This window comes from Kribbella sp. NPDC023855 (assembly GCF_040639475.1).
GTDB lineage: Bacteria > Actinomycetota > Actinomycetes > Propionibacteriales > Kribbellaceae > Kribbella.
This window is the reverse complement of the sequence record NZ_JBFAAA010000009.1, coordinates 230,866-256,820: the sequence shown is the minus strand read 5'-3', so window position 1 is coordinate 256,820 and position 25,955 is coordinate 230,866. Positions and strand designations below refer to the sequence as shown.

Annotated in this window: 30 protein-coding genes and 1 tRNA gene; 23 read left to right on the top strand and 8 right to left on the bottom strand. The window is 67.5% G+C overall.

Going from position 1 to position 25,955, the window contains the following annotated elements; genetic code table 11:
- The first annotated feature begins 224 nt into the window (after positions 1-224).
- From AB0F51_RS28480 to AB0F51_RS28435, 10 genes are all read left to right on the top strand, one after another.
- Positions 225-665 (top strand): prepilin-type N-terminal cleavage/methylation domain-containing protein, encoded by a 441-nt coding sequence (locus AB0F51_RS28480; protein WP_360284827.1) that lies wholly within the window; start codon positions 225-227, stop codon positions 663-665.
- Between the two features lie 111 nt (positions 666-776).
- On the top strand, positions 777-1,871 hold the full coding sequence (locus AB0F51_RS28475) for a type IV pilus twitching motility protein PilT (RefSeq protein WP_360284826.1): 1,095 nt from the start codon (positions 777-779) through the stop codon (positions 1,869-1,871).
- Positions 1,868-3,193, top strand: a complete 1,326-nt coding sequence (locus AB0F51_RS28470; RefSeq protein WP_360284825.1) for a GspE/PulE family protein — start codon at positions 1,868-1,870, stop codon at positions 3,191-3,193. The genes AB0F51_RS28475 and AB0F51_RS28470 overlap by 4 nt, the downstream gene beginning before the upstream one ends.
- A complete protein-coding gene (locus AB0F51_RS28465) occupies positions 3,190-4,395 on the top strand; it encodes a type II secretion system F family protein (protein ID WP_360284823.1) in 1,206 nt (401 codons plus the stop codon). The genes AB0F51_RS28470 and AB0F51_RS28465 overlap by 4 nt, the downstream gene beginning before the upstream one ends.
- The gene (locus tag AB0F51_RS28460; protein ID WP_360284822.1) at positions 4,395-4,835 is read left to right on the top strand and encodes a type II secretion system protein; all 441 of its coding nucleotides are present in this window, start codon (positions 4,395-4,397) and stop codon (positions 4,833-4,835) included. The genes AB0F51_RS28465 and AB0F51_RS28460 overlap by 1 nt, the downstream gene beginning before the upstream one ends.
- On the top strand, positions 4,826-5,458 hold the full coding sequence (locus AB0F51_RS28455; protein ID WP_360284820.1) for a prepilin-type N-terminal cleavage/methylation domain-containing protein: 633 nt from the start codon (positions 4,826-4,828) through the stop codon (positions 5,456-5,458). Before AB0F51_RS28460 ends, AB0F51_RS28455 begins: the two co-directional genes overlap by 10 nt.
- Complete coding sequence (locus AB0F51_RS28450) at positions 5,455-7,428, top strand: hypothetical protein (RefSeq protein ID WP_360284818.1); 1,974 nt, start codon at positions 5,455-5,457, stop codon at positions 7,426-7,428. Before AB0F51_RS28455 ends, AB0F51_RS28450 begins: the two co-directional genes overlap by 4 nt.
- Before the next feature lie 53 nt (positions 7,429-7,481).
- A complete protein-coding gene (locus tag AB0F51_RS28445) occupies positions 7,482-8,117 on the top strand; it encodes a response regulator transcription factor (protein ID WP_360284817.1) in 636 nt (211 codons plus the stop codon).
- A 53-nt stretch (positions 8,118-8,170) separates the two neighbouring features.
- Complete coding sequence (locus AB0F51_RS28440) at positions 8,171-8,572, top strand: helix-turn-helix domain-containing protein (RefSeq protein ID WP_360284816.1); 402 nt, start codon at positions 8,171-8,173, stop codon at positions 8,570-8,572.
- A complete protein-coding gene (locus AB0F51_RS28435) occupies positions 8,569-9,180 on the top strand; it encodes a DUF2064 domain-containing protein (protein WP_360284814.1) in 612 nt (203 codons plus the stop codon). The genes AB0F51_RS28440 and AB0F51_RS28435 overlap by 4 nt, the downstream gene beginning before the upstream one ends.
- 235 nt (positions 9,181-9,415) lie before the next feature.
- Here AB0F51_RS28435 and AB0F51_RS28430 read toward each other — a convergent pair whose 3' ends face one another.
- Together AB0F51_RS28430 and AB0F51_RS28425 are read right to left on the bottom strand one after the other, a co-directional pair.
- On the bottom strand, positions 9,416-9,958 hold the full coding sequence (locus tag AB0F51_RS28430; protein ID WP_360284812.1) for an NUDIX domain-containing protein: 543 nt from the start codon (positions 9,956-9,958) through the stop codon (positions 9,416-9,418).
- Positions 9,955-11,247: a zinc-dependent metalloprotease gene (locus AB0F51_RS28425; protein ID WP_360284811.1), complete on the bottom strand. Its 1,293-nt coding sequence runs from the start codon at positions 11,245-11,247 to the stop codon at positions 9,955-9,957. The genes AB0F51_RS28430 and AB0F51_RS28425 overlap by 4 nt, the downstream gene beginning before the upstream one ends.
- Before the next feature lie 162 nt (positions 11,248-11,409).
- Between AB0F51_RS28425 and AB0F51_RS28420 the strand changes: the two genes are divergently transcribed.
- The 6 genes from AB0F51_RS28420 to AB0F51_RS28395 all read left to right on the top strand — a co-directional run bounded on the left by AB0F51_RS28420 (position 11,410) and on the right by AB0F51_RS28395 (position 17,591).
- Positions 11,410-11,835: a molybdenum cofactor biosynthesis protein MoaE gene (locus tag AB0F51_RS28420; RefSeq protein ID WP_360284809.1), complete on the top strand. Its 426-nt coding sequence runs from the start codon at positions 11,410-11,412 to the stop codon at positions 11,833-11,835.
- Between the two features lie 30 nt (positions 11,836-11,865).
- Positions 11,866-12,105 (top strand): hypothetical protein, encoded by a 240-nt coding sequence (locus AB0F51_RS28415; protein WP_360284808.1) that lies wholly within the window; start codon positions 11,866-11,868, stop codon positions 12,103-12,105.
- Positions 12,102-13,139, top strand: coding sequence for a PDZ domain-containing protein (locus tag AB0F51_RS28410; protein WP_360284806.1), 1,038 nt, complete (start codon positions 12,102-12,104; stop codon positions 13,137-13,139). The genes AB0F51_RS28415 and AB0F51_RS28410 overlap by 4 nt, the downstream gene beginning before the upstream one ends.
- Positions 13,127-13,747 carry a PPA1309 family protein gene (locus AB0F51_RS28405; RefSeq protein WP_360284804.1) on the top strand — a complete coding sequence of 207 codons (621 nt, stop codon included), beginning with the start codon at positions 13,127-13,129 and terminating at the stop codon, positions 13,745-13,747. Before AB0F51_RS28410 ends, AB0F51_RS28405 begins: the two co-directional genes overlap by 13 nt.
- Complete coding sequence (locus AB0F51_RS28400; RefSeq protein ID WP_360284802.1) at positions 13,744-16,722, top strand: UPF0182 family protein; 2,979 nt, start codon at positions 13,744-13,746, stop codon at positions 16,720-16,722. The genes AB0F51_RS28405 and AB0F51_RS28400 overlap by 4 nt, the downstream gene beginning before the upstream one ends.
- A 464-nt stretch (positions 16,723-17,186) precedes the next feature.
- Positions 17,187-17,591, top strand: coding sequence for a hypothetical protein (locus AB0F51_RS28395; protein ID WP_360284801.1), 405 nt, complete (start codon positions 17,187-17,189; stop codon positions 17,589-17,591).
- Between the two features lie 154 nt (positions 17,592-17,745).
- Here AB0F51_RS28395 and AB0F51_RS28390 read toward each other — a convergent pair whose 3' ends face one another.
- A complete protein-coding gene (locus AB0F51_RS28390; RefSeq protein ID WP_360284800.1) occupies positions 17,746-18,765 on the bottom strand; it encodes a hypothetical protein in 1,020 nt (339 codons plus the stop codon).
- A 148-nt stretch (positions 18,766-18,913) separates the two neighbouring features.
- A complete protein-coding gene (locus AB0F51_RS28385) occupies positions 18,914-19,879 on the bottom strand; it encodes a GNAT family N-acetyltransferase (RefSeq protein WP_360284798.1) in 966 nt (321 codons plus the stop codon).
- A gap of 103 nt (positions 19,880-19,982) precedes the next feature.
- Between AB0F51_RS28385 and AB0F51_RS28380 the strand changes: the two genes are divergently transcribed.
- Positions 19,983-20,056 (top strand) — tRNA-Met (locus AB0F51_RS28380).
- Here the strand turns inward: AB0F51_RS28380 and AB0F51_RS28375 are convergent.
- Complete coding sequence (locus tag AB0F51_RS28375) at positions 20,054-20,737, bottom strand: CPBP family intramembrane glutamic endopeptidase (protein ID WP_360284797.1); 684 nt, start codon at positions 20,735-20,737, stop codon at positions 20,054-20,056. The genes AB0F51_RS28380 and AB0F51_RS28375 overlap by 3 nt on opposite strands.
- Positions 20,738-20,758: 21 nt before the next feature.
- Here AB0F51_RS28375 and AB0F51_RS28370 point away from each other — a divergent pair, with 21 nt between their 5' ends.
- On the top strand, positions 20,759-21,013 hold the full coding sequence (locus tag AB0F51_RS28370) for a LuxR C-terminal-related transcriptional regulator (RefSeq protein WP_360284795.1): 255 nt from the start codon (positions 20,759-20,761) through the stop codon (positions 21,011-21,013).
- Here AB0F51_RS28370 and AB0F51_RS28365 read toward each other — a convergent pair.
- Both AB0F51_RS28365 and AB0F51_RS28360 read right to left on the bottom strand, forming a co-directional pair.
- Positions 20,982-21,218, bottom strand: coding sequence for a GNAT family N-acetyltransferase (locus AB0F51_RS28365; protein ID WP_360284931.1), 237 nt, complete (start codon positions 21,216-21,218; stop codon positions 20,982-20,984). The two genes, AB0F51_RS28370 and AB0F51_RS28365, sit on opposite strands and share 32 nt — an antisense overlap.
- Positions 21,173-21,487 (bottom strand): hypothetical protein, encoded by a 315-nt coding sequence (locus tag AB0F51_RS28360; protein ID WP_360284939.1) that lies wholly within the window; start codon positions 21,485-21,487, stop codon positions 21,173-21,175. Before AB0F51_RS28360 ends, AB0F51_RS28365 begins: the two co-directional genes overlap by 46 nt.
- Positions 21,488-21,647: 160 nt before the next feature.
- Between AB0F51_RS28360 and AB0F51_RS28355 the strand changes: the two genes are divergently transcribed.
- On the top strand, positions 21,648-21,926 hold the full coding sequence (locus tag AB0F51_RS28355) for a YggT family protein (protein ID WP_360284793.1): 279 nt from the start codon (positions 21,648-21,650) through the stop codon (positions 21,924-21,926).
- A 13-nt stretch (positions 21,927-21,939) separates the two neighbouring features.
- On the opposite strand, the gene AB0F51_RS28350 is transcribed toward AB0F51_RS28355, so the two are convergent.
- Entirely contained in the window at positions 21,940-22,914 is a 975-nt protein-coding gene (locus tag AB0F51_RS28350) for a WYL domain-containing protein (protein WP_360284792.1), read from the bottom strand.
- 51 nt (positions 22,915-22,965) lie between these two features.
- Here AB0F51_RS28350 and AB0F51_RS28345 point away from each other — a divergent pair, with 51 nt between their 5' ends.
- From AB0F51_RS28345 to AB0F51_RS28330, 4 genes are all read left to right on the top strand, one after another.
- Positions 22,966-24,108: an epoxide hydrolase family protein gene (locus AB0F51_RS28345; protein ID WP_360284790.1), complete on the top strand. Its 1,143-nt coding sequence runs from the start codon at positions 22,966-22,968 to the stop codon at positions 24,106-24,108.
- A 153-nt stretch (positions 24,109-24,261) separates the two neighbouring features.
- Positions 24,262-24,432 (top strand): hypothetical protein, encoded by a 171-nt coding sequence (locus AB0F51_RS28340; protein ID WP_360284789.1) that lies wholly within the window; start codon positions 24,262-24,264, stop codon positions 24,430-24,432.
- Positions 24,433-24,510: 78 nt separating this feature from the next.
- The gene (locus AB0F51_RS28335) at positions 24,511-25,311 is read left to right on the top strand and encodes an NAD(P)-dependent oxidoreductase (protein ID WP_360284788.1); all 801 of its coding nucleotides are present in this window, start codon (positions 24,511-24,513) and stop codon (positions 25,309-25,311) included.
- Between the two features lie 233 nt (positions 25,312-25,544).
- Entirely contained in the window at positions 25,545-25,952 is a 408-nt protein-coding gene (locus tag AB0F51_RS28330) for an NUDIX hydrolase (protein WP_360284786.1), read from the top strand.
- Positions 25,953-25,955: the final 3 nt, after the last annotated feature.

The window sequence follows — 25,955 nt, the reverse complement described above, 5'->3', positions numbered from 1 at the left end:
CGGGTGAACGGTCCGGGACGACGAGCCTTTCACCCGCTGTGACAGCGGCCTTGCAGAGACGAGTGTTTGCCACGGCAGCAAGCGGCATCCGGGGGGATGAGCGTCGGCTCCGCACAGCGGGTCCTGGGGTCGGATCGCCGGTGCGCCAGTCGATCCGCCGCGTGGTGCCGCGCCTGCACGACCCTTTCTCCGTCGCCTGCCGGAGCATCTGCAAAGGAAGCACCATGAAAGACCGTCTTCGGGCCTCCGCTGCCCGAACCGTCCGCCGTGCGCCGAATCATCATCCACTGGATCACCCTCCGCGCCGCCGGGTCCATCGCCTGGCCGCAACCCGCCGACCGAAGAACGAGTCCGGCTTCACCCTGATCGAGCTGCTGATCGTGATCGTCATCCTCGGCGTGCTGTCCGGGATCGTCGTCTTCGCCGTCAGCGGGATTCAGGACCGCGGCAACGCCTCCGCCTGCAAGACCGACAAGAAGACCGTCCAGGTGGCCGTCGAGGCGTACTACGCCAAGAACGGCGTATACCCGCCCGCCGACGACGCCGGCTGGCTCGCGCTCACAGTCGGCGTCAACCAACTGCTCCGCGAACGCCCCGCCGGCACCGGCTACACCATCACCCTCGGCGCCAACGGCCTCGTCACGGCGACGGGCGCCTGTACCTGATCGATTCCCGCCCTCCCTCGCGCCCCCTGCGGCGCGGCAACGGGTGGACCGGCTCGGAGGAGGGCCGGTCCACCCGCGGGGCAGAACCGCAGCGATCTGGAAGGGGATCCGATGAAAGTTCCCGCGCCGGGCAGCCGGGTGGACCTGTTGCTCGAAGAACTCTGGAACGCCGGCGGCACCGACCTGCTTCTGACAGTGGGAATGGCGCCGCAGTTGCGCGTTCACGGCGTACTGCGGCCGGTCGCGGACCGCACCCCGTTGACCCGAACCGATACCGACACCCTGCTCGCCGAGATGCTCAACCCGCACCGGTCGAACGTCTGGCAGACCACCTACGAGCACGACTTCTCCTTCTCCTGGCGGGAGAACGCGCGGGTCCGGGCGAACGCCTTCACCCAGCGCGGCGACACCGCGCTCGCGCTGCGGATCATCCCGCGCAGCATCCCGACCATGTCGGAGCTCGGCCTGCCCGAGGTGATCGGCAAGTTCGCGCAGCTGCACCAAGGCCTCGTCCTGGTCACCGGTCCGACCGGCTCCGGCAAGTCGACCACGCTCGCCTCGATGATCCACCAGATCAACACCGATCGGGCCTGCCACATCATCACCATCGAGGACCCGATCGAGTACGTGCACGAACATCGCCGCTCGGCGGTCAACCAGCGCGAAGTCGGTAGTGACACGGCATCGTTCCCAAACGCCCTGCGCGCGGCACTACGGGAGGACCCCGATGTCCTGCTGGTCGGCGAGATGCGCGACCTGGAGTCGATCCGGTTCGCACTCACCATCGCCGAGACCGGCCACCTCGTCTTCGCCACCCTGCACACCAACGACACCGCCCAGTCGCTGGCCCGGATCATCGATGTCTTCCCGGCCGAGCAGCAGTCGCAGGTGCGCGTCCAACTGAGCGCCGCGCTGAGCGGCGTCGTCCATCAACGGCTGATACCGCGTACCGGCGGCGGCATGGTCGCCGCCTTCGAGGTGATGATCGCGAACGCCGGGATCCGCAACCTGATCAAGGAAGGCAAGACACACCAGTTGCGCAACGCCCTGGTCACCGGGCGCCGCGAAGGCATGGTCACCCTGGAGCAGTCGCTGTCGGTACTGCTCCAGGCCGGCGAGATCTCGTACGCCGATGCCGTCTCGCGCTGCGCGCATCCGAAGGAGCTCGAAGTCCGGCCGAGGACAGGAGTAGGCATCAGATCATGAAGCATCGCGGACGGGGAACCGCGCCACTGGCGCAGCAGGCCGCACAGAACCACCATCCGGAGCAGAGCGCGCTGGCCGGCATCGGCGAGCGCGTGAAAGCCTTCCAGGCAAGGCATCTCACCACGGACGAGGTCGCCGTCGAGAACGAGGACGCGCCCGTGGTCCAGGTCGTCCAGCTGATCATCACCCAGGGGCTGCGCGACCGCGCCTCGGACATCCACATCGAACCGCACGACGACCGGGTCCGGGTCCGGTACCGGGTCGACGGCGCGCTGCGCGACCAGCTCGACCTGCCGGGCACGATCGGTCCGGCGGTGGTCAGCCGGATCAAGGTGCTCGCCGACCTGAACATCATCGAGCGCCGCCGCTCCCAGGACGGCCAGATCCGGATGCGGATCGAGGGCCGTGAGGTCGACATCCGGGTTTCCACCACGGCTGTGGTCGGGGGCGAGAAGGCCGTCCTGCGTCTGCTCGACAAGAGCCGCCCGCTGTTCCGGCTCGAGCAGCTGGGGATGCCGCCAGACCTGGCCGAGCGCTACGCCGAGCTGCTGCGTACGCCGTACGGGATGGTCATCTGTGCCGGGCCGACGGGCAGTGGCAAGACGACGACGCTGTACGGGTCGCTGAGCGAGATCGACAGTCCCGAACGCAACATCATGACGATCGAGGATCCGGTCGAGTACTCGTATGCCTCGATCAACCAGATCCAGATCAACGAGGCGGCCGGGATCACCTTCGCCACCGGGCTGAAGTCGATCCTGCGCCAGGATCCCGACGTCATCCTGGTCGGCGAGATGCGCGACGCCGAAACGGCCCGGATCGCGGTGCAGTCCGCGCTGACCGGGCATTTCGTGCTCTCGTCGGTGCACGCCACCGACACCGCGACCGCGCTGCATCGCCTGCTGGACATGGGCATCGAGACCTTTCTGGTCGCCTCCTCGGTGAGCGCCGTCGTCTCGCAACGCCTGATCCGCCGCATCTGCCTGAACTGCCGCCAGTACTACGAACCGCCCGCGCCCGAGGTCGCGTTTCTTCGCAGTACCGGCGTGGCGGTGCCGGTGGGCGGGCTGGTCCGGGGCGCGGGGTGTGAGCAGTGCGCGCAGAGCGGATACCTCGAGCGGACCGGTGTCTACGAGCTGATGCAGGTCACCGACGCGATCCGCGAGCTGGTGGTGGAACGCGCTCCGCTCGCCGAGATCCGCAAAACCGCAAGCTATGAAGGGATGCGGACGCTGCAGGAGGAAGGTGCGCGACTGGTGCAGGCCGGTGTCACGACGGTCGCCGAGGTCGTCCGTTCGATCTACACGGTGGGGATGCGATGACGCGGTACTCGTACGTGGCCGTAGAACCGAGTGGCAAGACCAAGCGCGGCACAAAGCGCGCCGACAGCCGGGAAGACGCCGAGCTGGCGCTGTACGAAAGCGAACTGCGCAACATCCGGCTGACCGAGAAGCCCGGGCTGCTCAAGACCGAGCTGACCGCCAAGCGGGTGAAGCGTGAGGAGGTCATGCATCTGACCCGGCAGCTAGGCGCGTTCGTGCAGGCCGGCATGCCGTTGACGGAGTCGGTCCACAGCCTCGGTCGCGAGTCGGACAACCTGACGGTGCGCCGGATGATGTACGAGGTCGAGGACGGTCTGCGGGACGGCGAGAAGCTGTCGGACTGCTTCGACCGGCACCCGCGGATCTTCCCGGAGTACTACCGCGGCATCCTGCGCTCGGCCGAGCTGAGCGGCCGGCTGGACACCGTGCTGGCCCAGCTCGCGCGCTATCTCGAGCGTGACCTGGAGGCGCGGCGGAGGATCAAACAGGCCTTGATCTATCCCGGTGTGGTGGCGGGGATGTCGATGGTGACCATGGTGGTGCTGGCCGGCTTCGTGCTGCCGAAGTTCAAGGAGTTCTTCGCCAGTCTCGGTGCTGACCTGCCGCTGCCGACCCGGATTCTGCTGGGCGTCACCGATTTCCTCACCCATTGGTGGTGGGCGCTGATGATCGGCGCCGGGCTGGTGATCTTGGTGCTGGTCTATGTCCTCAGTTCGCCGCCGGGGCGTTATCTGCGCGACCGCGTCGTGCTGGCGTTACCGGTGATCGGTGGCACTGTTCGCTTCGCTTTGGTGGAACGCTTCTGCCGCATCCTGTCGTCGATGGTCGCGGCTGGGGTCCAACTGCCCCAGGCTCTGCGGATCGCCACCGGGTCGCTGCCCAACCGCGTCTTCCGGCGCGCGCTGGCCGGCGTGATGACGTCGATGCTCGCCGGAGAAGGTCTTGCTCAGCCGCTCGCCGCGACCGGTCTGTTCCCCGGCACCGCCGCGCAGATGCTACGAGTGGGCGAGGAGACCGGGACGCTGGACCGCCAGCTCGAGGTGACCGCGCAGTACTACGAGGGCGAGCTCGACCACAAGCTGAAGAAGCTGATCGGGTTGTTCGAGCCCGCGGTGATCATCGTGATGGGCGCGGTCGTCGGGTTCGTCGCGATCGCGCTGGTGTCGGCGATGTACGGGGTGTTCCGGCAGGTGCAGGGCTGATGCGCGAGCGCGGGGAGAGCCTGCTCGAGCTGGTCGTCGCGATCGCGCTGATGGGCGTCGCGATCGTCGCGGTGATGGCCGGGCTGACCACGACCGTGATGCTGTCCGACGTCCAGCGCAAGCAGGCGACGGCCAGCTCGGTGGTGCGCAACTACGCCGAGGCGCTCCAGCAGTTTGTTGCTAGCGGCCACTATGTCGCCTGCGCCGGGGCCGGGTCGTACGTCGTACCGGGATTCGCGCCGCCGGCCGGGTTCACCGCGCGGGTCGTCGCCGGTTCGCTGCGGTACTGGACCGGCGCGTTATGGCTGCCGTTGTGCCTGCCGGATCGCGGGTTGCAGAAACTGCGGGTGTCGGTCGAGAGTACGGACGGGCGCGCATCGGAGTACCTGGACGTCGTACTCCGGAGGCCTTGTGGTGTGGAGGATCCGCCGTGTTCGTGAAGCGTGGCGAGTCGGGATTCACGTTGATCGAAGTACTGATCACGATCACGTTGACGGGCATCGTGTCGGTCGCGCTGTCCGACCTTGTCATCACGGCGCTCCGGCAGATCAGCGCGACCTCCGACCGGCTCGACCTGTCGCAGGACGAGCAGCTCGGCGCGGTGTACTTCGCTCGGGACGTCGCGGGGTTCGGCCTGCGGGACTACGGCGCGGCGGTCGGCGGGGGATCCCTGCCGTTCAAGCCGTCGCTCCAGTTGGACGCGGCCGACGATGCCGGTGGCACGACCTGCGGGCCCTTGCCGGTTTCCGCTCTGCGCCTGCTCGCGGACGACTGGGACCTCGCCGTCGCACCGCCAGTACGCCGTACCGCCGTGGTCGCGTACTACCTCAAGCCCGTCGACGGAGTGCTCGAGCTGCACCGAGCGAGGTGTGTCGGTTCGAGTACTCCGTCGTCGGATGTCCGGCTGGTCGGCAACGTGAAACCAGGGGGCGTGTCCGTGACCTGCTCGACACCGTGTACGGCGGTCGTCGCGCCGCTGTCGGTGAGCCTGCGCCTAGTGGTGAGCAAACCAGCCAGCGGTGACCAGGAAATCGCACTGACCGGTCTGCGGAGACAGTCGTGAGCCGCAGTGTGCGGAGGCGGCCGGTTGCCGGGTGGCGGGGTGACGAGCGGGGCTCGTCGCTGTTGATGGTGCTGGTGGTGATCACCGTGGTGGCAGTGGCGTTGGCCGCGTTGCTCACGAGGTCGGACGCGGCGCAGAAGGTCAACGCCTCGCTGCGGAAGGAGGCGGCTGCGGCGTACACGGCTGACGGCGCCATGCAGGCGGCGATCAACAACTTGCGCAACAGCAGCTACAACGGCGAACCAGGGCAACACTGCTTCGGCCTGTCCGACACCCTGTCCCTGCTCGCCTTCGACGGGCTGAGCTCGGTGGCGGTGACGTGTCAGCCCGAGCCCAAGCAGGCGATCGTCCGATGCGAGACCGCTGCCGACTGCAACCGCCCGGACAATGCGATCCTCGCCCTCAGCACCATCCCCGGCGAAACCGGCATCTCGGTGACCCAGCCCGCCGATGCGACCTTCCGCGTCCACGGCAAGGTCTTCTCCAACTCGTCGATCGACGTCACTGCCGGCACTCTCGCCGCCAGCGGCACCGTCTCCGCGCGCGGCCTGTGCTCGACCGGCGTCCTGGCGCCCCTCTGCGGCCTAGGCGGAGTAGCCCAACCGGACCCCGGCTACCAACCCGCCACAACGGCCGTCCCCGCCCACCGCTCCCTACCGGCCTGCACGACCCCCAACTCCCTGGTCACTTTCACACCCGGCTACTACGACGACGCCACCGGCCTGACCGAGATGATGAGCGCCACCAGCCCTTGCCACCACAGCACCTGGTGGTTCAAACCCGGCACCTACTACTTCGACTTCCACAACACCACCAACCCCCTCCTCACCGGCCCCAACACCTGGACCATCACCACCGGCACCCTCATAGCCGGCACCCCCACCAGCCCCACCGGCTCCTGCATCAGCCCGGTCGGCAGTGCGCCTGCGCCCGGTGCGCAGTTTGTTTTTGGTGGAGAAAGTCGTCTGGCGGTGGATGGAGGTAAGGCGGAGATCTGTGGGAGCTACTCGGCCAGCAGTCCGCCGATAGCTGTCTACGGGCTGACCAGCGGCGCGGAGACGGCTACTGATGAGGTGTTGAGGCCGACAGCCGTCTCTCTGCTCAGCAAGTTCGGTCTGTCGGCGACTGCTGGGCGGTTGAGCGCAGTGGACGGCGCAGCGGCCAGCTGGAAGAGCAGTACGACGAACGACACCGCCGCACTCAGCCTGAACGGCTACAGCCAGGCCGGCACCATCCCCGTCGGCTCCGTCCTCGAATCGGCCGAGCTTCAGATCACTCACCGCCACAGCGACCCGCTGACCACCGACAAGCTCGACCTCACGATCGACGTCGGCCCGGGCGAGCCCCTCAACGCGACGGCCAGCGGTCGGCCAGGCGGAACAGCGTACGGGCTGACAACGATTCCACTCGATGCCTCCGGAACCGGCTCGCTGGCCCGCGCCGTGTACGCCGGGATCTTCAACGGCGCCTCGATCTCGCTCACCGCGGGACTGACCGCCAGCGGCGACACGGAAGACATCGATGCCATCCGGCTCGAGCTCACCTACCGCGCGCCGGCGTTCCGGGCCGGAAGCGGTTGTGTTGTTGAAGGCCCGTATCCCACCAACGGCTGCGCACTGATCTCCGGAAACGTTCATGTCAACGGCACCGTTTATGCGCCCGCAGCCGCGCTGGATCTCACTCTTGCGGGAGGCAATCGCCCGATTGTCGAAGCCGGTGTGGTGATTCGTGCTTTGCGGGTTTCGATAACGGGAAGTCTTACTGGTGTGGCGCTCGATCTGCCGGACGTTTCACCAGGGTTCACCTTCGGACTGCATCTGTCCGTGTACTTGTGTCCTGGCGCGCTGGTCTGCGTACCTGGCGGACGACCCGCCCTGCAGGCCAAGATCGGTCTGATCGACGCCGATCCGGCAACACCTGATCCGGGCCGGCGAAAAGTCACGGTGCTCGGCTGGTGGCGACCTGGCTGATGGGGGTTCTGACGCGTTCGTGGGTGCATTCTGTGGTCGGGGGAGAAGAAGCAATGATTGAGCAGGTCAAGGTCGTCGTCGTGGACGGCAACACGCTGGTGCGGTTCGGCCTGACCGAACTGGTCGGACAGGAGCCGGATCTCGAACTTGTCGGCGAGGCCGGTCTGGGGGCCGAGGCCATGCCGGTGGTGGCGACCACGCAGGCCGACGTACTGGTTCTGGACGCCGTACTGCCAGACCTCGACGGTTTGGACGTGGCCCGCGAGGCCCGCACCCGGTACGCCGATCTGGGCATCGTCCTGCTGGCCTCGGACGGCCGGGACGACGTGCTCTTCCAAGCGCTTGAGTCAGGGGTGTCTGCCTTCGTCACCAACACAGCACCGACCGAGGAGGTGCTTGCGGCGATCCGCCATGCGGCCGTCCCGGGTACCAGCTTCACGGCAACCGGCCTGGCTCGTGCGATGGCGAGACGTGCCGAGCCGCCCGCCCAGTTGCTGAGCCCACGAGAGACCGAGGTGCTCTCGTTGCTCGGTCAGGGCCTCTCGGTCCGCGCGATCTCCACTGCGCTGTGTGTCAGCCTCTCGACCGCCAAGACCTACGTGGCGAGGCTCTACGAGAAGCTGGGCGCCTCGAACCGGGCCCAGGCGATCATGAACGCGATGCGGCTTGGACTCCTCGAGTCCTCCTAGCCCGGCGGAGAGTTACTCTCTCTGGGGAAGTCACACCAGCTCTGGAGGGATGCATGACCCAGACAGCCGCTCAGGCACGCCAGCAAGCCGCCCGGTCGTACGACGCGTACCTGGCGTCCTGCCCCGCCCGGCAACTGGTCGACCGGATCAGCGACAAGTGGGTCACCCTGATCCTGCCGGCCCTCGCCGACGGCCCGCAGCGCTACTCGGACCTGTCCCGCCGGATCGCCGGAGTCAGCCAGAAGATGCTGACCCAGACCCTGCGGTCGCTGGAACGCGACGGGCTGGTCACCCGGCAGGTGACGCCGTCCGTGCCGGTACGGGTCGACTACGAGCTCACTGCGCTCGGGATGTCGTTGATGCCGTTGATCGCGTGCATCAAGGAGTGGGCCGAGGCGCACATGGACGAGGTCTCCGCGGCTCGCGACGTTTACGACGGGGCGTCTGCCCGGTGAGTGATCGACGTGTCGTAGTACTGCTCGTGCCTGCCGTCGGGAGCTGGGCTCCGCCTGGCCGGACGCCCGACGCCTGGCGGTTGGCGTTGGCGGAGGACACGTACGAAGTACTGGCCGCTCTGGACATCGTCGACGTGGCTGTGGCGGTTGTTGGTGGTGACGAGGCGGCATTGAGTGACGTGTCTGCGCTTACTTGGCCCGGGACTCCTGTGTACTCCGTGGATCCGGCGCGGCCGGTGCTGGACGCTGTCGAGAAGGCCGGCCCCGCTGTGGCGGTTGTCGCGGTCAGCTACGACGTACCGGACCTACCGGGTCTGCTGATCGGCAAGCTGTTCCGCGCACTCAGCTCGGCCGACCTGGCTGTCACGCCTGCGGAAGACGGGTCGCTGGCAGCCATCGGTGTGAGTGTGCCCGCGGCCGAGTGGGTGCTGGACGCGTCACCGACCTTCGACACCCCGCTGGCCGACCTGGACAAACTCAAGCCCCGCCGCCACGCAATCGGCATCGGCCCCGGCTGGCACCGCCTCCGCTCAGCAGCCGACATCGCCCGCCTGGACCCGGGTCTGGAGGGCTGGGACGCCACCAGATCCCTACTCCGAGGTGTTTGACCCGTCACTTTCTTCCCACTGGCTCGTTTCACATGCAGCGGGGGAAACAGTGCACGGGGACCAGGTGGCCGTCGTCGCAACCGGTCTGCCGGTGCCGTTCAGGGGCGGTGCTACCGACACACCGGTGAAGGGGGGAGCGACGACGGCCCCGCACACCGCCACGGGCTCGTGACGCTGGGCGTCACCTCGCAAGACGATCACGCGATGAGCCGCAGAGGCCGCAAGTAACAAGCTCTCAAACAACAGAGCTGTAGGCGCGCTTTACCAGCTCAACTACCGTCTGGTCGACGCCGTCCGGAAGGGCGTTCACACCAAACCAAGCCAAATCGTGCGACTCGTCGCTCACCACATACTTCGTCCCTGCGCCAGCCGTCACGCGGAACTGCACATCCAGGTGGAAAGCTCCCTTGCAGCCGCCCGCGGTGATCTCGTGCCGCGAGAGCTGCAAAGGAAGGGGATCGATCTGCAGCCCGCTGAGCCCCGACTCCTCCGTCGCCTCTCGCAGCGCCGCTCCGGCAAGCGTCGAGTCGCCCGGCTCGCAGTGCCCGCCTAGTTGCAGCCAGCGGTTCACCAGCCCGTGCAGCGTCAGCAGCACGCTGGTCGTGGTGGGGTCCACGACCAGCGCGCTCGCGGTCAGATGTTCCGGCCGGCAGTTCCGCCACATCGCGTCGTCATGCCCAGCCAGGTATTTCAGGTAGTGCTCCCGCAGTTCAGCCTGTTCGGCGTCCGGCGGTTCCCACGCAGTCAGTACTGCGGTGGCGTCGGCATGCAGCGTCACTTGGCGTCGGGACCCTTGTCCCCGTCTTCCCCGTCGGTCAGGAAGTCGGTGATGTCGATGTCGGCCAGTTCGCCGGCGTGTTGGGCGAAACCGATCGGGTCGTCCAGGTCAGTGGCGTTCGGCAACAGGTCCGGGTGCGACCACAGCTCGTCGCGCCCGTCGATGCCCCGAGCATCCCGTACCGCGGCCCACAGGTTCGCCGCGTCGCGGAGGCGCCGGGGACGAAGCTGGAGCCCGACCAGGGTGGCGAAGGTCTGCTCCGCGGGCCCCCCGGCCGCGCGGCGACGGCGTACGGTCTCGGCGAGCTGTACTGCGGCAGGCATCCGGTCCTTGGTCGCCTCCCGTACTACGTCGTCGACCCAGCCCTCGACCAGCGCCAGTGCCGTCTCCAGCCGAACCAGTGCCGCCTTCTGCGCCGGGGAGTCCTCCGGCTCGAACAGGCCGCCCGCTAGAGCCTCCTGCATCGCCTCTGGGTTCTGCATGTCGATGTCGGCCATCGCACGCTCGATCTTGCCGCTGTCGACCTCGATGCCCGAGGCATAGTCGCCCACGGCGGCGAACAGGTGCTGCCGCAGCCACGGCACCCCGGCGAACAGCCGCTGGTGGGCACACTCGCGCAGGGCGAGGTACAGGCGGACGTCCTCATCGGTGAGCCCCAGACCCTCCGCGAACTTCGCCACGTTGTCCGGGATCAGCACAGCCTGTCCGGCCGGGCCCAGCGGCAGGCCGATGTCGGAGGAGCTGACCACTTCGCCGGCCAGCTCGCCCAGCGCCTGGCCGACCTGGGCGCCGAAGATCGAGCCGCCGAGCTGCCGCAGCATGCCGGCCATCGGACCGGCCAGCTGCTGCGCCTCGGCGGGCAGTGCGCCGCCCATCGCGCCGGCGACGTGCTCGGCGACCGGGTCGACGACCGTCTGCCAGACCGGCAGCGTGTTCTCGACCCACTCGGCGCGGCTCCAGGCCGCGGAAGTGGCGGATGCCTCGGGCAGCGTGGTCGCGGGGTCCAGCCAGTGCTCGGCCAGGCGTACTGCGTCGGCCACGCGCTCGTTGTCCGTCGGTGTGACGGACCGGTCGCCGGCAGCGGCGACGGTCTTGCGGGCGATGTCCTTGGCCAGGTCCCAGTTGACCGGCTTGCCGTCTCCCGAACCGCTGAGCAGCTGCTGGACCTGCGCGAAGATCGCGTTCAGGTCTACGCCGCCAGCGCCACCAGGGCCGGCCGCACCGGAGAACTGCTGGAACATGGCCTCGAACGGAGTTCCCTTGAACGGGTTGTCCGGTTCGTCGCTCATCGGAGTGGGCCTTCCTGTGCAGGTGGGGCGTACTACTCCAACGTACTGGTTCCCCGGCTCCGTTCCTCCACAGGCGAACGCATTACCGTAGTCACACGGGCGGCACCCGCGCGCGGGACCGGGTAGACAGTATGGTGCGCCGCAGAGAGTAAGGGACCGGACATGGCTGAGACGATCAGGCTGCTGGACATCCGCGAGACCGCGCTGTCCAGCGACGAGGTGCTGGCCGCGATCGCCGATCCGAGCGCCGGCGGTACTGCGCTGTTCATCGGCACCGTGCGCAACCACGACCACGACCAGCCGGTCGACGAGCTGCGCTACGAGGCGCACCCCGAGGCCATGAAGCACCTGCGGACCGTCGCCGAGCGGGTCTGCGAGAACCCCGCCGTGACCGCCTTGGCCGCCGTGCACCGCACCGGCGTACTGGCCATCGGTGACGCCGCGGTGATCGTCGCCGTGGCCGCCGCGCACCGCGATGTCGCCTTCGCCGCCTGCCGTCAGCTGATCGACGACCTCAAGGCGGAGGTTCCGATTTGGAAACACCAGCACTTCGCCGACGGTACGAGCGAGTGGGTCGGCGCTTGCTGACCCGTACGCTGGGCGCATGAAGGTGGCTGGATGAAGGTCTTGGCGTGGCTGGCGTTCCCGCTGGTCGCGACCGTACTGGCGATGTGCTGGGCGGCTTGGCGTGGGCGGACCCGTGGTCCCCGCCGGTCCGGTGGCGCCTTCGCGTCGGTGGAGGACTTCCGTCGCTTCAACGAGGCGATCGCCGCGCCCGGCCCCCGAGCCACCCCTGAGCCGCGCCGCGGGCTGCGCGGGCTCTTCCGGAAACCCAAGATCGCAGGGCAGGGTTCGTGACACGTCGTACCGCCACGCTGGTCACCTCGATCGTCGTGCTCGTCCTCACGCTCGGACTGGTCACCGTCTTCCCGGTGCCGTTCGTCTCGTTCAGCCCGGGACCGGTGAAGAACACCCTGGGCCAGTCGAAGGGCAAGCCGGTGATCGAGATCACCGGTCACCAGACGTTCCCGACCACCGGGGAGCTCGACCTCACCACGGTCAGCGTCACCTCGCCGGATCGTGAGCTGACCCTGCCGCAGGCGATGCGCAACTGGCTCGACCCGCACCACGACCTGTTCCCGCGCGACATCATCTACCCGCCGGAGCAGAGCGCCGACGAGGTCGAGGAGCAGAACACCGCGGAGATGACCGGCTCGCAGGACAGCGCGGTCGCGGCCGCGCTGCAAGAGGCGAAGGTGCCGTTCAAGCCGAAGGTCTCCACGGTCTCCAAGGGCAGCCCGGCCGACGGCAAGCTCAAGCCCGGCGACGTCGTGCTGCAGGTCGACGGCACGACCGCCACCCAGGTCCCGCAGGTCGGTGAACTGGTCCGCAAGCACAAGGTCGGCGAGGACGTCAGCTTCCTGATCAGCCGCGGTGGCAAGCAGGAGACCGTCGTCGTGAAGACCGCCGCCACTCCCGGCGACGCGGACAGGCCGATGGTCGGCATCTCGATCGGCGTCGACTCGCCGGTCAAGGTGACGGTCAACCTCGGCCAGGACATCGGCGGCCCGAGCGCCGGTACTGCGTTCGCGCTGGCCATCTACGACAAGCTCACCGACGGGGCGCTGCTCGACGGCAAGCACGTGGCCGGGACGGGCACGATCGACGCGCTCGGCCAGGTCGGCGCGATCGGCGGGATCCAGCAGAAGATCGCGGGCGCCAAGGACGCCGGCGCGACCGTCTTCCTGGTTCCGGAACCGAACTGCGAGGCCGCCCTGCACGCGGATGTCGACGGCATTCGGCTGGTGAAGATCAGCACCCTGCACGAGGCGATCGAAGCTTTGAAAGCACTGGCCAGTGGAACTGGAGACGTCCCGGCATGTACGAAGTAGGTCCTGACGGCATTTCCCCCGCAGAGGCGCTCAGCCAGGCGGTGATCGAGATCGAGCGGCACGTCAGCAGTGCCGGCTGGGACCAGCCCGCGCAGTTGTTCGCGCTGGTTCCGACCGAGGAGCTGCTCGCGGCCGAGCCGCAGCTGGCCGCCCAGCTGGACGCCGACGACGCGTCCAAACCGCTGACGCCGGTCGCCCAGGGCGAGCTGCCCGGTGGAATGGACGACGAGCACCTGGCCGACGCGCTGGCCCGGATCGAGTGGCCGGACGGAGTCAGCGGCTGTGCTGTCGCGGTCGAGCGGATCGTGCTGCCGGCCTCCGTCGAGTCCGGCCTGGCCGATGCCGAGTCCGACGCCGAGCTGGCCCGGTTGGCGGGCAGCGATCCGCGCCGGCACGAAGTACGGATGGTGGCCGCGGTCCTGCGCGACGGGGACCGTTTCGGTGCTGTCCGGCTGCGCACCCACGACGAGGACAGCGCGGTTCTGACCGGCGTCGACTTGGTCCCTACGCTTTGCCAAGTACTGTCATTGACATTCGAGCCATCGACTGCGGGTGGTCCTGGCTCTGTGCTCGGCGGTACGAGTGACAACGAGGAGAAGCTGCCATGAGTGACGGCGTCTACGACATGCCGGAGGAGCCGCGGCGATCGCGGCGAACGTCCGGTCAGCGCCCGCGGGCACTGCTGCCCACGATCGCCACCCTGATCGTGCTGCTCATCCTCTTCAGCGTCTTCACCGACGTGTGGACCCAGCGCCTGTGGTACCGGTCGGTCGACTACGGCCAGGTGTTCAGCACCGTACTCGGCACCCGGGTGCTGCTGTTCTTCGTTGTCGGTCTGCTGATGGCGGCCGCCGTCGTGGCGAACGTGATCGTCGCCTTCCGGACCCGTCCACGGATTGCCCTCGCTCCGTCGCCCAGCCCGGGCTTCGAGCGGTACGGCGACCTGCTCCAGCAGCGCGGCAAGATCGCCGTCGGAGTGCTGGCCACCCTGATGCTCGTCTTCGGCGGCTCGGCCGCGTCGGGGGAGTGGAAGGTCTTCCTGGCCTGGCGGAACCGGACTCCGTTCGGCGTCACGGACAAGCACTTCAACAAGGACATCGCGTTCTTCGTCTTCGACTACCCGTGGCTGCGCGTCCTGCTCGGCTTCGGCTACTCGATCGTGCTGCTGTCCCTGGTCGCCGCGATCATCACCCACTACCTGTACGGCGGGTTCCGCCCGTCGGCGAAGGGCCAGAAGGCCTCCGGCGCGGCGCAGGTGCAGTTCTCGGTGCTGCTCGGCCTGCTGGTCCTGCTGAAGGCCTTTAGCTACTGGCTCGACCGCTATGGCCTGGCCGTGTCCGACAGCAAGCTGTTCACCGGTATCTCGTACACGGGTGACAACGCGGTCCTGCCCAGCAAGGAGATCCTCGCCATCATCGCGGTGCTCTGTGCCGCGCTGTTCTTCGCGAACGTCGTGCGGAAGACCTGGCTGCTGCCAGGCGTCGGCACCGTCGTACTGGTCCTGTCGGCCATCCTGCTCGGCGCGCTCTGGCCGGCGGCTCTGCAGCAGTTGCGGGTCCGCCCGAGCGAGCCGGTGAAGGAAGCGTCGTACATCACCAAGAACATCCAGGCGACGCGGCAGGCCTACGGTCTGGAGAAGACCAAGGTCATCAACTACGCCGCGACGACGACAGCGACCCCGAGTCAGCTGGTGGCTGACGCCGGTGTGCTGCCCGGTATCCGGCTGATCGACCCGAGTGTCGTCGGGCCGACCTTCGAGCAGTTGCAGCAGGTCCGCGGCTTCTACTCCTTCCCGACCGACCTGGACGTCGACCGGTACAGGGTCGGCAACGAGGTCCGCGACACCGTGATCGCGGTCCGCGAGGTGGAGATCGACCGGCTGCCGGCCGGCCAGCGCAACTGGAACAACGACCACACCGTCTACACCCACGGCTACGGCGTGGTGGCGGCCAACGGCAACCAGCGCGGCACGGACGGTACGCCGGTGTGGTCCTCCAAGGACCTGCCGCCGACCGGCGAGCTGGGCGACTACGAACCGCGCATCTACTTCGGTGAGCAGTCCCCGGACTACTCGATCGTCGGTGGCCCGAAGGGTGGATCGCCGGTCGAGCTGGACACGCCGGAAGGCAAGAACGGTGGCCCGCCGACCCTGAACACCTACACCGGCAAGGGCGGCGTACCGATCGGGTCGTTCGGCAACAAGTTGCTCTACGCCACCAAGTTCCGGGACGCGAACCTGCTGCTGTCGAGCCGGGTGAACAGCGACTCCAAGATCCTCTACGACCGCAACCCGCGCGAGCGGGTCGAGAAGGCCGCGCCGTGGCTGACGCCGGACGGCGACCCGTACCCGGCGATCGTCGACGGCCAGGTGGTCTGGATCGTCGACGGGTACACCACGTCGGCGAACTTCCCGTACTCGCAGAAGGTCGCGCTGGACGAGAGCACCCGCGACACCACCACCGGCCGGGGCACGGTCGCGCAGCAGCCGAGCGAGAAGATCAACTACATCCGCAACTCGGTCAAGGCGGTCGTGAACGCGTACGACGGTTCGGTCGACCTGTACGCGTGGGACGAGAGCGACCCGCTGCTGAAGACCTGGATGAAGGCGTTCCCGGACACGGTCAAGCCGCGTTCGGAGATCTCGCCGGCGCTGATGTCGCACCTGCGCTACCCGGAGGACATGTTCAAGGTGCAGCGCGACCTGCTCGCGAAGTACCACGTCGAGGACTCCACCACCTGGTACCAGAACAGCGACCTGTGGCGCGTGCCGGCCGACCCGACCGCCAACCCGGGCAGCGGCACGGACGCCTCCACGCCGGACCAGCCGCCGTTCTACCTTTCGCTGCGGATGCCGGACCAGACCGAGAACAGGTTCTCGCTGACGTCGGTCTACGTGCCGAACGCTCAGCGGGAGAACCTGACCGGCTTCCTGGCGGTCGACTCCGAGGCTTCGTCGGCTGACTACGGGCAGATTCGGATCCTCAAGCTGCCCGGCAACGTGCAGATCCCCGGACCGGGGCAGGTGTCGAACAAGTTCCAGACCGACGAGAGCATCAGACAGGCGTTGCTGCCGCTCAACCAGCCCAGCAGCGGCGCAAGAGCGACCTTCGGGAACCTGCTGACCCTGCCACTGGGTGGCGGTCTGCTCTACGTGCAGCCGGTCTACGCGACCCGCTCGAGCGGCGCCGGTAGCTATCCGGTACTGCGGTACGTGCTGGTCGGGTTCGGTGACCGGGTCGCGTACGGCACGACTCTGAAGGAAGCCCTGGAGAAGGTCTTCAACGCCGACGTCGAGACCGGGGAGAAGCCGCCGGGGACGAACCCGACGACACCTCCCTCGAACCAGACGATCAAGCAGGCGCTGACCGAGGCGCAGACCGCGTACGCGGCGGCGCAGGCGGCGCTGAGGTCCGGCAACCTGGCCGAGTACCAGGTGCAGGTCAACAAGATGAAGGCAGCCATCGACCGCGCGGTGGCGGCGGGAGCGACGCCCAATCCGTCGACGACGCCGACGCCGAACCCGACGCCCAACCCGTCGACGACGCCGACGCCGACCAGTCCGCCGACTTCTCCGACGGGCTGATAGTTCGGCACGCTGTTCATGACTCTGGGCGGTGACACCTCTTTGGTGTCACCGCCCAGAGTTTGTTTCCGGCGCAGTCTCTGGTGCTGCTTCCGGCGTTCGTCTCAGCTGGTTGTCTCCGGTGGTTGTCCACAGCCGGGAAACTCGTCGCGGATTCCGGCGGAAGCCGGTGCACCTTCTTTGGCAAGGAACCATTCACCCGCAGCTCCACACCGGGTGCTTCGCCTGAGGAGGCAGCCATGTCGTGTTCTTCGTCCTGGTCCGCGGTCCGGCCGACAACCCGTCGTATCGTGATCGGCGGTGCGATCGCCGCGTTGGGGGTACCGGCCGCACTGGGAGCCCTGGTGCCGACCACCGCGGCGGCGGGCCCTGCTTCACTGTCCCCGTCCGGTCACCACCGGACGCCGCCATCGACCCAGCCCCAATCGACCCAGCCTCCATCGACACAGCAGAGGGCGTGCACCTTGGACGGATTCGTCATCGACCACGTGCCCGGCGGCATCGGTACGCCGAGTGATTTCGAGTACGAGTGGGAGGACGTCGTCTTCCACAGCCGCGTCTGGGAGACCGGTCCCGATCCCGAGGGAGCGACCAAGGTCGACCTGACGGTCAAAACGATCCGGGGCGAGAAGCTGATCGACCTCGAGACGCTGCGGACCTACCTGACCGAGTACCACGAGCAGGACCCGGAGAGCTGGGAACTGACGCCGTTGGATGTGGGCGGCTACGGCGGCTACCGCACCGACGACCAGGTGTTCTACTTCATCTCGCCCGGGCTGGCCGCCGAGGTGTCGATCGACCGCACCCGTTTCGGCGAGGACGACCTGCTGACGACGGCGATGGGCTTCCACCCGGAAGACACCGCCTGACTCGACGCGGGGCCCACACCGCGGCGTTGACGGTGTGGGCCCACTGCGGGTGGCTTGCTGCCTCGCCTGGTAGCCGGCCTCGTGGATCAGCCAGACTTGCGGGTCAGCCGGTCTTGCGGGTCAGCCGGTCTCGCGGGTCAGCCGGTCTCGCGGGTCAGAGGATCGAGTTGGCGCTGACCGTGAAGCCGGTGGCGACGGGTGCTCCGGCGTTGGTGAAGCAGTTGACGTTGCGCACGTACAGATCCGGGCCCACCGGGCTGTTGGTCCAGAACGTGTTGAGTCCGCAGAAGTTCGAGTTCGCCCCGTAGGCGGTCACCTGGACCGTGTTCTGGGTGAAGGCGATCCGCGGGAAGGTGACCATCGACAAGCCGGGACCGGTCGCCATGATCGTGTTCGCGCCGGAGCCCAACACCGAGTTCAGGTTGGTGGTCGGCGGTCCGGCCGGTGGCTGGTTGAGGAAGTAGCCGTAGTACTTCGGCGGGATGGCAGCTCCGTACAAGGACACCTTGTACTGGTAGGTGAGGGTGAATCGCGTGTTCAGCAAGGCTCCGGCCGAGTTGAAGCAGAGCACCTTCACGGCCTGTCCACTCGCGCTGGAGGACCAACCCGAGACCTTGCACCGCGCGCCTGTTGCCGCATTGACAGCCGTGGCCTGCAGGCTGCCGTCCAAGGTTCCGCCGGCCACCAGGCCCGGGAACTTGACCAGCCACTGACCGACGCCGGTCGGCGTCGAACTGTTGCCGGCTCCGGTCGAGTTGTACTGGCTGACGAGCGCACCGGACGCGGCGGAATCGACGTACCCGTAGGGACCTGGCGCGGGACCACCTGACGCTCGGACGAAGAACGCGCTGAAGCTCGTCGGGTCGAGAGCGCCACCGACGCGGTAGCACCGGATGTTGATGATCTCGTCGGCACCGGACTGGAACCAGGTCTCTGCCTGGCACCAGTGCGGCGCGTCGTTGATCGCCGAGACGTGCACGACCCCGTTGGGCGCGCCCTGTCCCGGCAGCTTGACCTGGTATCGGCCGGGCGCGAGCACCACGACGGTGCTACCGGCCGGCCAGGTGCCGGTACCGATGGTGGTGCTCGTGATCTGGTTCCACAGCACCCAGCCCTTGCGGTCGGGTACGGCGGCGTCCGCGGGCCGGACGATGGTGAGGAACGTCGCCAGCATCAACAGACATGCTGCGAGGCGGGCAGGCAAAAGCAGTCGTGGCATCGGATTCCCCCCTGTAGGACCGATCACTGAGGAGATGCAAACATGCGCACTGAGCGATTTCAATAGCTCATCGTGACGCTCTGTATACAGAGCGTTTGATTGATCAGTACCCGACCAGCCGATGCAATCGGTGGAAGGTCTGCACGAATCCGAGCCGCGGCCAGGCTCTGGACGAGAGCAGATTCGTCACCCGCCAATCCGTCACTACGGAGGTGTATCCGACTTCGGCAGCCCAGTTGAGCACCGCTTCACCCAGGGCGCGCCCGGCCCCGAGTCCGCGCGCCTGCGGGAACACGGCCGCGAACGCGAGGAAGCCCGCGTTGTCAGGCTGGGCCACACCACCGTGCGCGCTGGACTTCTCGATCGAGCACCCGATCGCCGAGCCGATCACCACACCGTTGCGCTCAGCAACGAACGTCGCGTAGTCCCGGTCCTCGATCGACTGTTCCCAGTCCGCCCGCGCTTCCTCGAGTGTCGGCACCTCCCCGGCGCTGAACACCGGCGACGCTCCTTGGTACTGCGGCAAGACGAGATCCAGCTCGGCCAGGACCTGAATGTCGTCGCGCCGAGCCCGGCGTACGGTCAAGCCGGGTCTCGGCGGCAGCGGCTCGGCCGGCACCGGGCGTACGGCATGCGCGTGCTGCGCCCCGAAACCCAAACGGAACCAGGCATCCACCATCTCCGCCTCATCAGGCACCACCACGTACTGCGCAGTCTTCCCGTCCGCGACCCACTTGGTTGCCGCCACCCCGTAGAGCTCCCGGATGCACTCCGGATCTCGCGCAGCCTGCCCAGCGCGCTCAACCCAGACGTTGTCCCCCCATACCGGCGAAGGCTTAGGGGCTCCCAGCAAATACCCGGTGACCTCACCGTCCTCCACCAGCACAGCCCCCGAGGCACCCTCGGTCTCCCACGCTGCAGTCACCTCGACCAGCGCAAGCACCGGATCCTCATACTCCGCCGGCAACAACGGATGCCGCACCCGATGCCTCCGCTGCCGCTCAGCCAGCAGTCGCCCCGCCGCCACCAGATCAGCCGTCCCGAACGGCCGAATCACCCCTTCGCCCATACCCGGACGCTACGCCGCCCACCCCGATCCACGACACACCTTTCCCCTCCCAACCCTCGATTTGGACTACCGGCCAACATCCCCTAAACTAAAGACACAACGACGCGGGGTGGAGCAGCTCGGTAGCTCGCTGGGCTCATAACCCAGAGGTCGCAGGTTCAAATCCTGCCCCCGCTACAAAAGAAGGCCCGGACCACTAGGTCCGGGCCTTCGCCTTTCCCAGGCAAACTGTGATCCCCACGCCTGCGGCACGCTCGCTCCTTGTCCGTCACTCACACGCCGCCAGCTCCCACCCGCCCTCGTGCGCGGCTCCTCCGTCGCCTGCTTAGCGAACAGCCACCTGGTTGCCGCGCGGGAGAAGTTGGTGGCCAACTGTGATCCGCGTAACACCAGCCGTCTTGCGCAGGACCCGTGGTCGCGCCTCCTCCGCTCGTTCGTCGAGGTCAGCTCTGCGTGGCCGATCCTCTTGCTGGTGGTTAGCACCTTTCGGCTAGTGCACAAATTCCGGTTCTCGGCCTCCGGATCAGCTGTTGGCAAGAGACGGCGTACTAGCTCTGTGTTGGTGTTGACCAGGTGTGGCCGCGTGTTAGTAGGAGGGCTGCGACGGCGGCCGTTGTGGCCAGGGTGGCTGAGCCGCTTTCGGTTGCTGTGTGGGCGAAGGCGACCGGGGACAAAATCACCGGTGGTCCCGTCGATGAGGACGTTGACGACGCCGTGCGCGAGTGCGACCGGCCAGATGCTGCCGGAGCGGTCCTTAAGCCAGGCGTAGAAAACGCCTGCGGCGGTGACCGTTGCGACGACGGTCGGTACGACGACCCAGCGGCTCCGGATGTTGTTGTAGGTCGTGGTGAACACCATCAGCGGTACGTGGAACATGCCGTGCACGAACCCCACGGCAAGCGCTGCGCGGCGCTTCGACACCAGCAGCTGGAGCGGATCGGCCGGCTGACACCTCGTGAGACCGAGCTCCTGCTGTCGGTCGCGCGCGGCCTGACCAACGCCGAGATCTCCGCGGAGTACCACATCAGCCTCTCCACCACGAAGACGCACGTCGGCAACCTGCTGACCAAGCTCGCCGCCCGAGACCGGGTGCAGCTGATCATCAGGGCGTACGAGGCGGGCCTGATGCGTTGAGGTGGATCCAGTAGCGGCGTACCGGGCTGGTGGGGTCTGTACGGGTTTCGAGGATGCCGCCGTTGGCTTCGATGGTTTTGGCAGAGGCTTGGTTGTCGGTGGTGCAGATGAGGAGGACTCGATCCATGTGGCGGGCGCGGGCTTCGTCGAGGATCTGGCCTAGGGCCCAGGTTGCGAGGCCTTGGCCGCGGGCCGAGGGGCGGATGCCGTAGCCGATGTGGCCGGTTCGGTCGTTGTGGTGGTGTCGGAGGCGATGGCGCCTTGGACCCGGTCGCCTTCCATGATCCATCGGCAGGTGGCGTGCTCCGAGTTGGCGTTCACCCGGTCGACCCACTTGGCGAATCCCTCGGGCGAGTTGACCTCGTCGGTCGGGTCCAGGCCGAACCCGTCTTCGTGGAGGCCCGGGCCCCACTCCTCATGCGCTTCGAGCCATTCGGCGTGCAGGGTGATGGTCGGCGCGATCAGGCGAGGCATGCGTCAACCCTAACGACGCCCAAGTCCCTGCGTTGACAGGCCAGCTGCACGCGCCGACCCTGCTGAGTGACTCCTGATAGTCGGCTGAGAAGTTGGCGGTTCGGACGTGTTCGGGGTGTTCGGCTCGTTAGGCTGGTGAGACGGAACAGAGGAGTGGTACATGAGCCTGATCGGAGCCCTCGTCGGGTTCGTCCTGACGGCGTTCATCTTGGTGTTGATCGCGCGCATGTTGCTGGATTGGGCCGGCGTGGCAGGGGCCGGCAGCCCGCCGTGGGTGAGCCGGGCACGGACGATCACGCACGCCTGGACCGAGCCCGTACTCGAGCCGGTACGCCGCCGCGTCCGCCCGGTGCGCCTCGGCGGAATCTCGCTCGACCTCGCCTTCACGATTGTCTTCCTGGCGGCCCTGATCCTGAGGTCGATCGCCTTCAGCTTGTAGCCACCGCAGAGATTCACGTCGAGGATGCACCACCCGCCGCGCGGTGGAACCTCGACGCGAGACGATCGAACGCCACCGCAAGCTCGTCCCCGTCGATCACCTCGATGTCGACGTCGAGGTGTGTCAACCACAGCGCCAGCCCGTATGGGTCGTCGGCACCCAGTTCGAGCTGGCACGTGGACTCGTCGATCGCCTCGATATCGACCGGGATGGGGAGCTTCGCGGCGACCTCGGCGGCGGGCGCATGGACGAGTACCCGGGCGCGGTACTTCCAGGCCCCTTTGCTGATGCGTCCGACGACGTACTCGACGACATCGTCCGCCGGGAGCACGCGCGGCTGGAACCGCGCACCCGTCGGTGCGTGCAAGACCATGCGGTCGACCCGGAAGACCCGCCAGTCGTCACGGTCGAGATCCCACGCGAGCAGGTACCAGAGCGGTCCCCAGCTCACCAGCCGTTGCGGTTCGGTGTTGCGGGCCACTTCGTTGCCGCCGGGCTTCGTGTATCCGAACCGGAGCCGCTCGTGGCCGCGGACCGCGGCAGCGATCGCGCCGAGTACCGAGAGATCGAGTGGCGGCTGAGTCCCTGGAACGACGCTCGTCGCTTCGCGTACCGCCTCGACGCGCCGACGCAGCCGCGAGGGCAGCACTTGCTCAAGCTTCGCGAGCGCGGTGAGCGAGGTCTCTTCGACTCCGAGCCTCTGGGTCGCCACCACACCCAGTCCGACCGCGACGGCGACGGCCTCGTCGTCGTCGAGCAGTAGCGGGGGCATCGCCGTACCAGCGGCCAGCCGGTACCCGCCCGCGACGCCGGGGCGCGCGTCCACGGGATAGCCGATCGACCGCAGTTTGCCGATGTCGGCGCGCACGGTCCTCGTGCTCACCTCGAGCCGGCCGGCGAGCTCGGCGCTCGTCCAGTCGCGCTTGAGCTGGAGCAGTGACAGCAGTTCGAGCAGGCGGACCGAGGTCTCCAACATGTTCTCGATCATTCCAGCAATTGCGGAAGCTGCCCTGCCGCATTGTCTGGAAACGTCACTGTCATGAATCAGAACAACGCACTCACACCGTTCCGCATCGACATCCCGCAGGCCGACCTAGACGACCTGCGTGCCCGGCTGGCCCACACGCGGTGGCCGATCCCCGTGCCGGGCCGAGACGATCGCTCTGACTTCAGCCGCGGCATCCCGCAGGTGTATCTGGAAGAGCTTGCCGAGTACTGGCGCGACGGATTCGACTGGCGTGTGCAGGAGGAGAAGCTCAACGAGTACGAACAGTTCTCGACGGTCGTGGACGAGCAGACGTTCCACGTCGTCCACGTGCGATCGGCGAACCCGGAGGCCACCCCGCTGATCCTGAACCATGGTTGGCCGGGCTCGTTCGTGGAGTACCAGCGACTCATCCCGCTGCTGACCGACCAGTTCCACGTGGTCATCCCGTCGCTGCCTGGCTTCGGGTTCTCCACCCCGCTGTCGGGGACCGGCTGGGAGCTGGCGCGGACGACGGAGGCCTACGCCGAGATCATGACGCGTCTCGGCTACGAGCGGTTCGGGGCCCATGGCACCGACATCGGTGCGGGCACCACCGGCCGCCTCGCGGCGGTCTACCCGGAGCGCGTCATCGGCACACACCTCGGCGCCGACCCTCGGTGGCTCGGGTTGGTCGGCGACAAGTTCCCCTACCCCGACGACTTGTCCGATGACGAGATCGCCCAGCTAGAGGCAATACGCACCGAGGATGCGGCCGATCGCGGGTATCTCCTGATGCACAACCATCGTCCCGACACGATCGGCGCGGCGCTCACCGACTCGCCGGTCGGTCAGCTCGCGTGGATCGCCGAGAAGTTCATGACCAGAACCGGCGGCGACTACCGGACGCCGGACGAGTCGGTCGACCGCGACCAGCTCCTCACGAACATCAGCCTGTACTGGTTCACCCGCAGCGGCGCGTCGAGCGCGCAGTTCTACTACGAGGCCGAGCACTCCGGACTCGACTTGGTGATGGCCTCCGGCGTGCCGTCCGGATGGGCTGTGTTCGGCACCCACCCGCTCATTCGCCGCGCGTTGGACCCGTGGAAGGCGATCGGCCACTGGAGCGAGTTCACCGAGGGCGGTCACTTCCCCGCGATGGAGGCGACGGAGCTGCTCGCGGACGACATCCGCACCTTTTTCCGCGGCATTTCCTGACCCCGCGTCGAGGCTCGCTCGGCCGACCGGCGCATGCGGCGGGGTATTGAGGTATCGATTCGTCTTCCTGATCGGTGTAGCTCTTGTGTGCGGTTCTACCCGGCAGTTAGATGAGCGCCTCTGTTGCACCCCGCCCTTCGACAGGAGCATTTGATGTTCGCGATCATTGCCGCAGTAATCTTCGGACTCGCCCTCATTCTCGACTGGGCGAACGCCACCGTCAGCGACGCGTTCACGCCGCAGACCTTGCTGATGGCCGGCCTGCTGTGCATCGCCCTCCACCTGGCCGGCATCGGTACCGCGAAGTGGGGTCGCCGGCGCTAATTGGTCATGCGGGTCCGGCATGGGATCCATGCCGGACCGTCGCTACTCAGCTCGCCCAGCCGTGCCTAGCGTTGAAGCATGGACAAGAACACGAAGGTCGCCTTTCTCGGACTCGGCTCGATGGGCGCACCGATGGCGCGACGCGTCCTGGCGGCCGGCTATCCATTGACCGTCTGGAACCGCTCGCCCGCCCGTACTGCGGACTTCGCGGAAGCCACTGTCGCGGACTCCCCGGCTGACGCTGTCCGTGAAGCCGACGTGGTGATCACGATGCTTGCGGACCCGGCGGCGGTGCGCGATGTTGTGGGCGCTTTCGCGAAGTCGATGAAGCCGGGCAGTGTGCTGATCGACGCCTCTACGATCGGGCCGTCGGCCGTTGCGGAGCTGGCCGAGTTGCTGCCCGCCGGAGTCGAGTTGATCGACGCGCCTGTGATGGGAAGCGTCGATCGGGCCGCTAGCGGCGAACTTTTGCTGCTGGTCGGTGGCAACGCCGATCCAGTACTTCCGCTGCTCGAACTCTTCGGCACGGTCAACCGCACCGGGCCGGTCGGTACTGGCGCAGCCCTGAAACTCGTGCTGATCAACGCGGTCGTGAACGGTGTCGCCGTGGTGGGCGAAGCGATGGCGCTGGCCGATGCCTTCGGGTTGCCCGAGGCTCAGGTCAAAGCAGCCCTTGGGGCGTCGCCCTTGGGCGGCATCGCAGGCCGGGCGTTTGCCGATGGCGTCTATTACCCGGTTCGCCTCGCGGCCAAGGATGTAGCGCTCGCCACTGCGACCGCTGACCTGCCCGTGGCGAACGCAGTACACGCCAGGTTGACTGCTTATCCAGCGGCCGCCGAGGAAGACCTCAGTCAGATCGTCAAGTATTTCAGGGGTTGACCAGGGGCAAAACCGGTGCGTTGAGCAACAGTCCGGCGGAGAAAGCGGCCGAGGTGCTCGAGCGAGTGAAAGTAGTCGTTGGCCAACAGGTCGACCTGGCGGCCGGCGACCGAGGCGACTTCGAGGATCTCGCCACGCAGTACCGGATCGCGAACGAACACACGTCCTGAGGGGAGGACGGCGAGTCGGGCCGGCGCCGCGGAATTGTCGGTCGCGGGTGCGACGGTGTTGCGATGAGCGAGCGAGTGCGGGTTGCGGCTGTCATCCAGCGAGACGATCGGGTTCTGATGGTTCGGGAACGGGTTCAGACCGGACCCGGGCGGCACGACGGACCGGAGTACTGGACCCTGCCGGGTGGAGGGATCGAGCTCGACGAGGAGCCTGAGCTGGCGGTGCGGCGGGAGGTTCTCGAAGAGGTCGGGCTCGAGGTGACGGCGGCGCGCGAGGTTGCGCAGGTGCCGTACCCCTCGGGGATGACCACGGTCTTTCGGGTCGAGGTCGCGGATGGGGAGCCGCTGCTTGGGGTAGATGACCTCGGGTGCAGTTGCCCGCGGATGGTTGGGCTGGAGTGGGTTGAGGTTCCTCCGATGACAAGTCAGCACGGCGGCTCGCCTGTGCCCTTGCTCATCTACTGCTGGTGAGTC